This window comes from Streptomyces sp. NPDC002104, from assembly GCF_053593795.1.
Genome location: NZ_JBSFDF010000001.1, coordinates 486,069 through 498,706 on the forward strand (window position 1 = coordinate 486,069; position 12,638 = coordinate 498,706).

A 12,638-nucleotide genomic window follows, 5' to 3' on the forward strand; every position below is an offset into this window, starting at 1 on the left:
GGGCGGGCCTGCCGCGGGGACTCAGACCTGGCCCGCCCCGCCGTCCACGAAGAGTTCGATGCCGGTGATGAAACTGCTTTCCCGCGAGGCGAGGAACAGGGCCGCCGAGGCCACCTCCTCGGGACGCCCGGCCCGGCCGAGCGGAACTCCGTCGGTCGCCCGTGCGCGTACGTGCGCCGGGGCGCCGGCCAGCGCCGGGGTGTCGATCGGGCCCGGGCTGAGGGTGTTGACCCGGATCGCGCGCCCCGCCAGCTCCAGGGCCAGGCTGCGCGCGAGGGACCGTACGGCCGCCTTCGTGGCGGCGTACACCCCGTACCGCTCGGACGCCGAGGAGCCGGCGGCCGAGCCCAGCAGGATCACCGAGGCGCCGTCGCGCAGCAGCGGCAGGGCCCGCTGGACGGTGAAGAAGGCACCCCGGAAGTTGAGGTCCGAGGTGGCGTCGAACTGCTCCTCGGTGAACTCGGCGAAGCCGCCGGGCGGGCCGCCGCCCGCGTTCACGACCAGCACGTCGATCGCCCCGCAGCCCGCGGCGGCGACCGCCTCGTAGAGCCGGTCCAGGTCCGCGACGCGGGAGGCGTCACCGCGGACGGCCACGGCGCCCGGGCCCAGCTCGCGGACCGCCGCGGCGAGCTCCTCCGGCCGGCGGCCGGTGACGAAGACCCGGGCACCCTCCGCCACGAAGCGGCGGGCCGTCGCCAGACCGATGCCGGCCGAACCGCCCGTGACGACCGCGACCTGCCCTTGGAGCTGTCCCGTACGCATGACCGTGCCTCCGCGTCCCGAGGGGAGGCGGGTGCGGTCCGCCGGGGGAAAGCCTAGAGGCGGGCGCGGGCGTGCGAGGGGTCGTTCGGTGGAATGCTGGAAGGGCCGGCCGCCAGGGCCGGCAGAGCTGACCGGGCCGCAAGAGCCGACCGGGGAGGGACCGGACATGGACGAGAGCGCGGGCCCCGATCCGGGGCTCTACGGCCCCGGCTCCGTGACCTGGCAGTGCCACGGGGACCCGGTCATGTGGATCGCCGGGGTCCGCGCCCTGTACCTCCAGGCCCTGCACCCGCGCGCGGTCCGCGGAGTCATGGAGAACAGCTCCGCCTTCAGCGGGGAGCACGGCGGGGGCGACGCCTGGGGACGCCTGCTGCGCACCGCCGACTTCGTCGGGACCCTCACCTACGGCACCACCGAGGCCGCCGAGCGGGCCGGCGCCCGCGTCCGCAAGATCCACACCATGCTGTCGGCGACCGATCCGGCCACCGGGACACGCTTCCGCGTGGACGAGCCCGAGCTGCTGCTCTGGATCCACTGCGCCCAGATCGACAGCTTCCTCCACGTCCTGCGCCGCTCCGGGGTCCCGCTCACCCCCGCGCAGGCGGACCGCTACGTGGCCGAGAACCGCGTCAACGCACGGCTCGTCGGCCTGGACCCGTCCGGGGTACCGGGGGACACCGCGTCGCTCGCCGCCTACTTCGAGCGGATCCGCCCCGAACTCGCCGCCGGCCCCGACGCGCGGGCCGTCGACGCCTTCCTGTGCGCCCCTCCCATCCACCCCCTCCTCGTCCCTGGCCGAAACCTTGTGTGGCGCCCGCTCGCCGCCCTCGCCTACGGCTCCCTCCCCGGCTGGGCGCACCAGCTGTACGGCCGCCCCGCACCGGCCCCGCGCAGCGTTACCCGCCGCCTGCGTCTCACCGGTACCCTGCTGCGCAGCATTCCCGCAGGTCTGCGCTGGCAGCTGCCTCCAGGTCACATCTTGAAAGCGATGCGCCGCATGGGCCCCGGGAGCCGCCCCGCGCCGTACACACTGCGTACATCAGCGGCCATACTGGACCGGCCGGGGAGGGCGTAGCACGACACACGGGGGCGACTTCAAGACATGGCGGAGTCCAGACTGATCCACGGCCGGTACCGGTCGCTCGATCTGATCGGCCGCGGCGGCATGGGCGAGGTGTGGCGGGCCCGCGACGAGTCGCTGGGCCGGCAGGTCGCCGTCAAATGCCTCAAGCCCATCGGGCCCGAACAGGACACCCACTTCACCCAGGTGCTGCGCGAGCGCTTCCGCCGCGAGGCCCGCGTCGCCGCCTCCCTCCAGCACCGCGGCGTCACCGTCGTCCACGACTTCGGCGACGACAGCGCCGCCGGCGGCCCCCTCTACCTCGTCATGGAACTCCTCGAAGGCCGCAATCTCAGCCAGCTCCTGGAGGACAACGACGCGCGCCCGCTCCCCGTGGACGTGGTGGTCGACATCGCCGAGCAGATGGCGGCCGCCCTCGGCTACACCCACGAGCAGGGCGTCGTCCACCGCGACCTGAAGCCCGCCAACATCATGCGGCTCACCGACGGCACGGTGAAGATCTGCGACTTCGGCATCGCCCGGCTCGCCGCCGACATCGGCTTCACCGCCAAGCTCACGGGCGGCGGCATGGCCATGGGCACCCCGCACTACATGTCGCCCGAGCAGATCGCCGGCGGCGAGGTGGACCACCGCAGCGACCTCTACTCCCTCGGCTGCGTCCTGTACGAGATCGCCACCGGAGCCCCGCCCTTCGACCTCGGCGACTCCTGGTCCGTGCTGGTCGGCCACCGCGACACCGCACCCGTGCCGCCGCGCGAGCACCGGCCCGAGCTGCCGCCCTCCTTCGAGCGCCTCGTCCTCGACCTGCTCGCCAAATGCCCCGAGGACCGGCCGGGCGACGCCCGCCACCTGCACCGGCAGCTCGTCGAGGCCCGGCTGGGCCCGGGCGCCGCGACCGGGGCGCACCCGCCGCTGCCGGCGTGGGCCGACGGGATGACCGCCGGGCGCCGGGCGGGCCTCGAGGCCCGCCCCGCGAGCGGGGAGTGGGCCGTCCTCACCGGCTCCTGGACCGCCGCGCGCCGGAGCGGGGAGCAGCGGACGTCCGCCGGGGCGGACTCCGGTGCCGGTCCTGCTTCTGCCTCCGCCGGCACCGCCACCCCGGCCGTGAAGGGCGCCGGCGCCGGGCCCGGACCCGCGCCCACCGTCGTACGCCCGCGCCCGGCCGAGGACCCGCGGCTCACCGCCGCCTACGGACTCCCGCACGGCCCCGGCACCGCCCTCACGGGCCCGGCCGCGCTCGACGCCGGCCACACGCGGGCCTTCGCCCTCAGCCGGGCCGGCCGCACCGAGGAGGCCCTCGCCGGGTACGCGGCCGTCGCCGAAGGCCGCGCCCGGGTGCTCGGGCCCGACCACCCGGACACCCTGGCCGCGCGCCAGGAGGCGGCGTACGAGACGGGCCTGCTCGGCCGCCACCAGGAGGCGTACGAGGGCTACCGCGCGGTGCTGACCGCCCGGGAGCGCACCGTGGGCCGGATCCACCCCGACACCCTGCGCTGCCGGCACAACCTGGCCTGCGCGCTGGGCGCGCTCGGCCGCTTCAACGAGGCCCACGCGGCCGCCGCCGAGGTGGCCGCCGACCGGGCGGCCGTCCTGGGCGCGGAGCACGCGGACACGCTGCTGACCCGGTACGAGGTGGCGTACGCGCTGGGCCGCCTGGACCGCTGGGAGGAGGCCCTGGAGGCCTTCCGGCACATCGCGGCCGTACGGGAGCGGGTGCTCGGCCGCGACCACCCCGACACGCTGGCCGCGCGGTACGAGGCCGGGATCGCACTGGGCCGGACCGGGCGTTCGGCCGAGGCCCTGGAGCTGTTCCGGGACCTGGTCCGCGACCGCACCCGCGCCTACGGGGCGGCCGACCCGGAGACGCTGCGCGCCCGGCACGTCCTCGGCGTCAACCTCGGGCGCCTGGAGCGCTGGGAGGAAGCGGTGGCGGAAGCCCGCGAGGTGGCCGCCGCGCGGGCCCGCACGCTCGGCCCCGAACACCCCGACACGCTGGTCAGCCGCCGCGAACTCGCCGTGGGACTGGGCCGGCTGGGCCGCTGGGACCAGGCGCTGCCGGTCTACCGGGACCTGTCCGGCATCCGCGAACGGTCGCTGGGCGACGGCCACCCGGACACGGTCGCCGCCCACGCCGACGAGGCACACTGTCTGGAGCGGCTCGGCCAGGTGTGTTACCAAGAGCCATGACGACCTCGCGGGGCTTCGGGCACGACGTGTACGACGCGGTGATCGTGGGCGGGGGCCACAACGGCCTCGTCGCCGCCGCCTACCTGGCCCGGGCCGGCCGCTCGGTCCTGGTCCTGGAACGGCTCGGCCGCACCGGCGGGGCCGCCGTGTCCACCCGGCCCTTCCCGGGCGTCGACGCCCGGCTCTCCCGCTACTCCTACCTCGTCTCGCTGCTCCCGGCGAAGATCGTGCGCGAGCTGGGGCTGAGCTTCGAGGTCCGCAAGCGCTCCGTCTCCTCGTACACCCCCGTCGAGCGCGCCGGCCGCCCCGGCGGACTGCTCGTCGGCGGCGGCGAGGCGCGCACCCGGGAGTCCTTCGCGCGGCTGACCGGCTCGGAGCGGGAGTACGAGAACTGGCGCGCCTTCTACGGGACCACCGGGCGGGCCGCCGAACGCCTCTTCCCGACCCTGACCGAGCCACTGCCCACGCGTACGGAGCTGCGGGCGCGGCTCGACGACGAGACGGCCTGGCGGATGCTGTTCGAGGAGCCGATCGGCCGGACCGTCGAGCGGGAGTTCACCGACGACCTGGTGCGCGGGGTCGTCCTCACCGACGCGCTGATCGGCACCTTCGCCGACGCCCACGACCCGGGCCTGGCCCAGAACCGCTGCTTCCTCTACCACGTCATCGGCGGCGGCACCGGCGACTGGGACGTACCGGTCGGCGGCATGGGCGCGCTCACCGACGCCCTCGCCGCATCAGCCCTGGCGGCCGGGGCGGAGATCGCCACCGGGCACGAGGCGCTGCGCATCGACACGGACGGCACGACCGCCCCGGCCGAGGTGACCTTCCGTACGGCGGCGGGGGAGGGCCGGGTCGCCGGCCGGGTGGTGCTCGTCAACGCCTCGCCGCGGGCACTGGCCGAACTCCTGGGGGAGGAACCGGCCCGGCCGGCCCCCGAAGGGGCCCAGCTCAAGGTCAACATGCTGCTGCGCCGCCTGCCCCGGCTGCGGGACACCTCCGTGGACCCGCGCGAGGCCTTCGGGGGCACCTTCCACATCGCGGAGGGGTACGAACAGCTCGCGCGGGCCCACGCGGAGGCCGCCGCCGGCGAACTGCCCTCCGTACCGCCCTCGGAGATCTACTGCCACTCGCTGACGGATCCGACGATCCTCGGGCCCGAGCTGGCGGAGCAGGGCTATCAGACCCTGACCCTCTTCGGACTGCACACCCCGGCGAGGCTGTTCGAAAAGGACAACCAGGGGGCGCGCGAGGTGCTCCTCGCGGCGACCCTCGCCCAGCTCGACGCCCACCTGGCCGAACCGCTCACCGACTGCCTGGCCTTCGACGCCGACGGCCGCCCGTGCATCGAGGCCAAGACCCCGCTCGACCTGGAACGCGAACTGCGCCTGCCCGGCGGGCACATCTTCCACCGGGACCTGTCGTGGCCGTACTCCGGCTCCGGGGAGGGCGGCGGCCGCTGGGGCGTGGAGACCGCCCACCGCAACGTACTGCTGTGCGGCGCGGGGGCGGTCCGCGGCGGCGGCGTCAGCGGGGTCCCGGGCCACAACGCGGCGATGGCGGTGCTGGGGCACTGACGCGCCGGGGCGCTCAGGAAACGGGATCGATGACGACGATCGGGATCTCCCGGCTGGTCTTGGTCTGGTACTCGTCGTACGAGGGCCAGTGCTTCACCATCAGCGGCCAGAACGCGGCACGTTCCTCGGACGTCGCCGTCCGCGCGGTGCCCTGCATGATCCTGGGGCCGACCTGCACCCGGACCTCGGGGTGCTCGCTGAGGTTCCGGTACCAGAGCGGGTCCGCGGGGTCGCCGCCCTTGGAGGCGACGATGAGGTAGCGCCCGTCGTCCTCGCCGTAGATGAGCGGGGTCCGCACCGGCTTCCCGGACTTGCGGCCGATGGTGGTGAGCAGCAGGGTCTGGGTGTTGTTCCAGAACTGCCCCTCGGTCCCGCCCGAACCGACGTAGAGCTTGACGTGATCCAGGGTCCAGCCGGGCTTGGGGTCGATCGGGTTGTCCCAGTCGATGTCGGTCATAAGGACTCGCCTGCCTTCGTGTTGAACGGTCAACGAACCACAACAACGATTGTCGACGCCTCAGGGCACGGGCACGGGCACGGGCACAGACACGGGCACGGCCCTGACGCTCAAGGGCGTGTGCCCCGTTCCGGAAGCCCGAACCCTTGCCGCCCGGTGGATGCCCGGCATCGTGCCATGCCCGGCCCCGTGGTGCGTGCCGCCTTCAGTCCGCCGAGCGGGACCAGCCCGTCGCCTCGATGCGGGCCGCGTCCGCCGGGCGGTCCTCCGCGAAGAGGAGGTGGGCCGGCTCCGACACGCGCAGGACGTCGACGTAGGCCCCGCGGCCCACGTATCGGCCCTGCGCGGTGTGGCGGAAACGCAGGCGGACCTCGCGGCCGGCCCAGGCGGTGAGCGGGGCTTCGAGGCGGTGCCAGATGCGGCCCGACCAGCCCGAGACGGAACCCCGCGGCCACTGTTCGGCGCCGCCGCCGGTGGTGCGTACGGTGCTGAAGGGGAGCGGCTCCCAGGTCTGCCCGTCGGCGGAGGCCTCCAGGTGCACCGCTCCGGCGCCGGGCACGGTGTCCCACCACAGCGCGCAGCGCAGCCGGGCGGCGCCGGTCGTGGGGGTGAGCGGCGGGAGGGTCAGGGTGCCCGAACCGCCGGTCTCCATGCCGGAGTACCAGGCCGGGTCGCCGTGCTTCGTGCGGACGGGGACCGCACGGGCGAAGCGGTTGCCGGTGGCGACGCGGGGGGCGCTGCCGGCGCGCCAGGTGCGCACGGGGTGCACGGAGTTGCCCAGCAGGATCAGGAAGGAGTCCGTGGAGGGGTCCAGGACCAGGGAGGTACCGGTGAAACCGGTGTGGCCGGCGGAGTGCGGGGTGGCCATGGCGCCCATGTACCAGTGCTGGTAGAGCTCGAAGCCCAGCCCGTGGTCGTCGCCGGGGAAGGCGGTGTTGTAGTCGGTGAAGAGGAGCTCGACGGAGGCGGGGCGCAGGATGCGCCTGCCGGCGTAGACCCCGCCGTCGAGGAGGGTGCGGGCGAGGATCGCCAGGTCCCAGGCGGTGCCGAAGACCCCGGCGTGGCCGGCGACTCCGCCCAGCGCGTACGCGTTCTCGTCGTGGACCTCGCCCCAGACGAGCCCGCGGTCCAGCCCGGACCAGGGCGGGCGCTGCACCTCGGTGGCGGCCGTGACCCGGCGCCAGGAGAGCGGCGGGTTGTACCGCGTGCGGTGCATCCCGAGCGGAGCGGTGATCTCGTCCTGGAGCAGGAGGTCCAGGGTGTGACCGGTGATCCGTTCCAGGAGCAGTTGCAGGGCGATGAGGTTGAGGTCGGAGTAGCGGTAGACCGTCCCCGGGGTCTCCTGGGGCCGCACCGACCACAGCAGCCTCAATCGCCCCGCCTTGGTGGGCTCCTGGTAGAAGGGGGCCCAGGAGCGGAGCCCCGAGGTGTGCGTCAGGAGCTGGCGCACGGTGACCGACTCCTTGCCCCCGCCCGTGAACTCGGGCAGGTACCGGCTGACCGGCGCCTCCAGTTCGAGGCGCCCGCGCTCCATCTGCTGCACGGCCAGCAGGGAGGTGAACAGCTTCGAGAGGGAGGCCAGGTCGAAGACCGTGTCCTCGGTCATCGCGATCCGCTGGGCGGCCGGGAACTCCCGGACCCGGTCGGTGCGGCCGTCGTAGTCGGCGTACCGGACGGCGTCGCCCATCGCCCGGTGCAGCGCCACGGTGCGGCCCCGGCCGGCGAGGACCACGGCCCCGGCGTAGTAAGGGTGTTCGGGGGAGGGGCCGAGGAAGCGCCGGGCCTCGTCCGCCACCCCTTCGAGGTGCTTCTCGAGCAGCCCGGCCTGGCGGGCGGACCCGTACCGCAGCCGCAGTCCCTGGAGCGCGCGCCGCTCGGCCGGCCCCCCGGAGGCGCCCGCGGACCCCGCGGACCCGGGCAGCGCGGCCTGGAGCACGAGCACACCGCCCAGCGCGAGCAGCCGCGCCCCGAGCCGCCGCCGGGACAGCCCGCGCCCGCTTCCGGCGGCCCCGTCCGGCCCGGACCCGCTTCCGGCCGCGCCATCCACCCCGGGCCGGGCCGCGGCGTCGGCGCCATCCGCCCTGGGCCCGGCGCCGACGCCGGCGCCGTCCGCCCTGGGCCCGGCCCCGACGCCGGCACCATCCGCCCCGGACCCGAAGCCGGCGCCATCCACCCCGGACCGGAAGCCGGCGCCGTCCGCCCCGGACCCGAAGCCGCCGGACCCGCTGCCGCCTCCCTCCGGCGCCGTCGGGCCGGCCGTCCCGGGGTTCTGCGCGTCACCGTCGTCCCCGGCTGCCCGTCGTGTCTTCATGACCGGTCCTCCCGTCCACCGTCGTGCCCTCCCGAGTATCTGCCCGCTCACGACGCGGGCCCCGCGGCGACCGGCCGGCAAAGAATCTGACGCTGCATCAGAAAACCTCTTCCCTCGGCGGCCGGGCTGCGGCATCCTGCCGCCCATGGAGACGGAGCTGAGCAGAAAACTGGGAATCGAGCACGCCATCTTCGGCTTCACGCCCTTCCCGGCGGTGGCCGCTGCCATCACCCGCGCGGGCGGCTTCGGGGTGCTCGGGGCGGTCCGCTACACCGCCCCCGACGACCTGAAGCGCGACCTCGACTGGATGCAGGAGCACACCGACGGCAAGCCCTACGGGCTCGACGTGGTCATGCCCGCGAAGAAGGCAGTCGACGGCGTCAGCGAGGCCGACATCGAGGCGATGATCCCGGCCGCGCACCGCGACTACGTCCGCGACACCCTCGCCAAACACCACGTACCCGAACTCCCCGAGGGAGAGGCCTCCGGCTGGCGCATCACCGGCTGGATGGAGCAGGTCGCCCGGAACCAGCTCGACGTCGCCTTCGACTACCCCATCAAACTCCTGGCGAACGCGCTGGGTTCCCCGCCCGCCGACGTCATCGCGCGCGCCCACGACCACGGCGTCCTCGTCGCCGCCCTCGCCGGCAGCGCCAAGCACGCCCGCCGGCACGCCGAGGCCGGCATCGACATCGTCGTCGCCCAGGGCTACGAGGCCGGCGGACACACCGGAGACATCGCCACCATGGTCCTGGTGCCCGAGGTGGTCGAGGCCGTCGCCCCGCTCCCGGTCCTCGCCGCCGGCGGCATCGGCAGCGGCGAGCAGATCGCCGCCGGACTGGCCCTCGGCGCCCAGGGCGCCTGGCTCGGCTCCCTCTGGCTGACCACCACCGAGGCCGACATGCACTCCCGCGCCCTCACCGAGAAGCTGCTCGCCGCCGGTTCCGGGGACACCGTCCGCTCCCGCGCGCTGACCGGCAAGCCCGCCCGGCAGCTGCGCACCGAGTGGACCGACGCCTGGGACGACCCGGAGGGCCCCGGAGCCCTGCCGATGCCCCTGCAGGGACTCCTCGTCGCCGAGGCCGTGTCCCGCATCCAGAAGTACGAGATCCAGCCGCTGCTGGGCACCCCCGTCGGGCAGATCGTCGGCCGGATGAACAGCGAACGCAGCGTCCAGGCCGTCTTCGACGAGCTCACCGGCGGCTTCGAGCGCGCCATCGACCGCATCACCCGCATCGCCGGCCGGGCCTGAGGCTCCGAGGAGTGGACAAGATGACCGACACACCCCCCAACGGCTTCTGGGCGCAGGCGACCGCCGACCCGGAGCGCACCGTCCTGGTCACCCCCGAGGGCGAGACCTGGTCCGCCGCACGGCTGCACGCCGACGTCAACCGCCTCGTGCACGGCCTGCGCGCCGCCGGCCTGGAGCGCGGCGACGTCTTCGCCGTCGTCCTCCCCAACAGCGTCGAGTTCCTCACCGCCTACCTGGCCGCCTCCCAGGCCGGGTTCTACCTCGTCCCGGTCAACCACCACCTCGTCGGCCCCGAGATCGCCTGGATCGTCTCCGACTCCGGAGCCAAGGTCCTCGTCGCCCACGAACGCTTCGGCGACGCCGCCACCGCCGCGGCGGACGAGGCGGGCCTGCCCGCGAGCCACCGGTACGCGGTCGGAGCGGTCGCGGGCTTCCGCTCGTACGGCGAACTCCTCGACGGGCAGCCGGAGACAGCCCCCGCCGACCGCACGCTCGGCTGGGTCATGAACTACACCTCCGGCACCACCGGCCGGCCCCGCGGCATCCGCCGCCCGCTGCCCGGCAAGCTCCCGGAGGAGACGTACCTCGGCGGCTTCCTCGGCATCTTCGGCATCCGCGCCTTCGACGACAACGTCCACCTCGTGTGCTCGCCGCTCTACCACACGGCCGTCCTGCAGTTCGCGGCCGCGGCCCTGCACATCGGGCACCCGCTCGTCCTGATGGACAAGTGGACCCCCGAGGAGATGCTGCGCCTGATCGACGGTCACGCCTGCACCCACACCCACATGGTCCCCACCCAGTTCCACCGGCTCCTCGCGCTCCCGCAGGAGACGAAGGACGCGTACGACGTCTCCTCCATGCGGCACGCCATCCACGGCGCCGCGCCCTGCCCCGACCACGTCAAGCGGGCGATGATCGACTGGTGGGGCCGGTGCGTGGAGGAGTACTACGCGGCGAGCGAGGGCGGCGGCGCCTTCGCCACGGCCGAGGACTGGCTGAAGAAGCCGGGAACCGTCGGCAAGGCCTGGCCGATCAGCGAGCTCGCCATCTTCGACGACGACGGCGAACGGCTGCCCGCCGGTGAACTCGGCACCGTCTACATCAAGATGAACACCGGCGGCTTCAGTTACCACAAGGACGAGGGCAAGACGAAGAAGAACCGCATCGGCGACTTCTTCACCGTCGGAGACCTCGGCCTGATGGACGAGGAGGGTTACCTCTTCCTCCGCGACCGGAAGATCGACATGATCATCTCGGGTGGTGTGAACATCTACCCGGCCGAGATCGAATCGGCGCTGCTCACCCATCCGGCGGTCGCGGACGCCGCCGCCTTCGGCATCCCGCACCCCTCCTGGGGCGAGGAGGTCAAGGCGGTCATCGAACCGGCCGAGGGCTTCGCCGCGAGCGATGCCCTGGCCGCGGAGATCCTGAACCACTGCGAGCGGCAACTGGCCGGGTACAAGCGGCCCAAGACCGTGGACTTCATCGAGACGATGCCGCGCGACCCCAACGGCAAGCTGTACAAGCGCCGGCTGCGCGAGCCGTACTGGGAGGGCCACGAGCGCGCGATGTGAGCGCCGGGCGGCCCCCGGTGCGCGTCGTGCCGGGGGCGGCGCCGGGGGATCGTGCCGGGGGGCCGGCCGTGCGGCGCCGGCCCCCCGGCATCCGTCCGCCACGCCCGGAGTTTCGTGAGAAGTGCCACGTCAGGGGCCTGAAGACGGCTGTTGCTCCGCACAGGCGGCACACATCTGGCAAGTTGGCTGATATGAGTACGGCAACGCACAGATCCCCCCTGACCGACTGGACCGTCGTGGTCCCCGTGGTGGCGCTAGTCGCGCTCGTCTTCAGCTGGGGACGCGACCTGCCCACGCTCGCCGTGGCGCTGGTGGCCCTCTGCCTGGCCGGCGCCGTGCTGGCGGCCGTCCACCACGCCGAGGTCGTCGCGCACCGGGTCGGCGAACCCTTCGGCTCGCTGGTGCTCGCCGTCGCGGTCACCGTCATCGAAGTGGCCCTCATCGTCACCCTGCTGGCCGACGGCGGCGACAAGACGGCCTCCCTCGCCCGCGACACCGTCTTCGCCGCCGTCATGATCACGTGCAACGGCATCGTCGGCCTGTCCCTGCTCGTCGGCGCCCTGCGCAACCGCGTCGCCGTATTCAACGCCGAGGGCTCGGGCGCGGCCCTGGCCACCGTCGCCACGCTCGCCGTACTCAGCCTGGTGCTCCCCACCTTCACCACCTCCAAGCCCGGCCCCGAGTTCTCCACGGCCCAGCTCGCCTTTGCCGCCACCGCCTCGCTCGCCCTCTACGGGCTGTTCGTCGCCGTTCAGACGGTCCGTCACCGCGACTACTTCCTGCCCGTCGACACGAAGCGGATCCGCAAGGAGGCCGCGCAGGCCGCCGCCGCGGCCGCGGCCGGCGAGGAGGACGAGCACGCCGAACCGCCCACCGCGCGCGCCGCCCTGATCAGCCTCGGGCTGCTGCTCGTCGCGCTCGTCGCGGTCGTGGGCAACGCCAAGGCCGTTTCCCCCACCATCGAGCGCGGGGTCGCCGACCTCGGCCTGCCCTACGCCGTGGTCGGTGTGATCATCGCCCTGCTCGTCCTGGCCCCCGAAACCCTGGCCGCCGTCCGCGCGGCCCGCCGCGACCGCGTGCAGACCAGCCTCAACCTTGCCTACGGCTCCGCCATCGCCAGCATCGGCCTGACCATCCCGGCCATCGCGCTCGCCACGGTCTGGCTCTCGGGGCCCCTGGTGCTCGGACTCGAACCGGTCCACATGGTGCTGCTCGCACTGACCGTGGTCGTCGGCGCCCTCACCATCGTCCCCGGCCGCGCCACGCTGCTCCAGGGCGGCGTGCACATGGTCCTGCTGGCGGCGTACCTCTTCCTCGCCGTCAGCCCCTGAACGCACCGCCACCCCGTACGGCCACGGCCGGCTCGTGCACGACGACCTCGACGCGCTCACCGCCCGTCTGGGCCTTGAGCTGGTCGGAGGTGCCGCGTGCGATGAC

General features: G+C 74.1%; 9 protein-coding genes. 6 read left to right on the forward strand and 3 right to left on the reverse strand.

All coding sequences use genetic code 11. From position 1 onward, the window contains the following. Window positions 1–21: 21 nt before the first annotated feature. Entirely contained in the window at window positions 22–762 is a 741-nt protein-coding gene (locus tag ACWCP2_RS02145; protein WP_450906657.1) for an SDR family oxidoreductase, read from the reverse strand. 166 nt (window positions 763–928) lie between these two features. On the opposite strand from ACWCP2_RS02145, the gene ACWCP2_RS02150 reads away from it, so the two are divergent. The 3 genes from ACWCP2_RS02150 to ACWCP2_RS02160 are packed head-to-tail and all read left to right on the forward strand — an operon-like array spanning window position 929 to window position 5,607. Continuing rightward, the gene (locus tag ACWCP2_RS02150; RefSeq protein WP_450906658.1) at window positions 929–1,837 is read left to right on the forward strand and encodes an oxygenase MpaB family protein; all 909 of its coding nucleotides are present in this window, start codon (window positions 929–931) and stop codon (window positions 1,835–1,837) included. 27 nt (window positions 1,838–1,864) lie between these two features. Beyond that, window positions 1,865–4,030, forward strand: coding sequence for a protein kinase domain-containing protein (locus ACWCP2_RS02155; protein WP_450906659.1), 2,166 nt, complete (start codon window positions 1,865–1,867; stop codon window positions 4,028–4,030). Continuing rightward, entirely contained in the window at window positions 4,027–5,607 is a 1,581-nt protein-coding gene (locus ACWCP2_RS02160; protein WP_450906660.1) for a phytoene desaturase family protein, read from the forward strand. Before ACWCP2_RS02155 ends, ACWCP2_RS02160 begins: the two co-directional genes overlap by 4 nt. A gap of 13 nt (window positions 5,608–5,620) precedes the next feature. On the opposite strand, the gene ACWCP2_RS02165 is transcribed toward ACWCP2_RS02160, so the two are convergent. Together ACWCP2_RS02165 and ACWCP2_RS02170 are read right to left on the reverse strand one after the other, a co-directional pair. After that, on the reverse strand, window positions 5,621–6,064 hold the full coding sequence (locus ACWCP2_RS02165; protein ID WP_450906661.1) for a nitroreductase family deazaflavin-dependent oxidoreductase: 444 nt from the start codon (window positions 6,062–6,064) through the stop codon (window positions 5,621–5,623). 205 nt (window positions 6,065–6,269) lie between these two features. Next, window positions 6,270–8,375, reverse strand: coding sequence for a serine hydrolase (locus tag ACWCP2_RS02170; RefSeq protein ID WP_450906662.1), 2,106 nt, complete (start codon window positions 8,373–8,375; stop codon window positions 6,270–6,272). A 145-nt stretch (window positions 8,376–8,520) separates the two neighbouring features. On the opposite strand from ACWCP2_RS02170, the gene ACWCP2_RS02175 reads away from it, so the two are divergent. The 3 genes from ACWCP2_RS02175 (at window position 8,521) to ACWCP2_RS02185 (ending at window position 12,532) form a co-directional block, all read left to right on the forward strand. Then, a complete protein-coding gene (locus ACWCP2_RS02175; RefSeq protein WP_450906663.1) occupies window positions 8,521–9,627 on the forward strand; it encodes a nitronate monooxygenase in 1,107 nt (368 codons plus the stop codon). Window positions 9,628–9,647: 20 nt separating this feature from the next. After that, a complete protein-coding gene (locus ACWCP2_RS02180; RefSeq protein WP_450906664.1) occupies window positions 9,648–11,201 on the forward strand; it encodes an acyl-CoA synthetase in 1,554 nt (517 codons plus the stop codon). Window positions 11,202–11,392: 191 nt separating this feature from the next. Continuing rightward, the gene (locus ACWCP2_RS02185; RefSeq protein ID WP_450906665.1) at window positions 11,393–12,532 is read left to right on the forward strand and encodes a calcium:proton antiporter; all 1,140 of its coding nucleotides are present in this window, start codon (window positions 11,393–11,395) and stop codon (window positions 12,530–12,532) included. The last annotated feature ends 106 nt before the right edge of the window (window positions 12,533–12,638 follow it).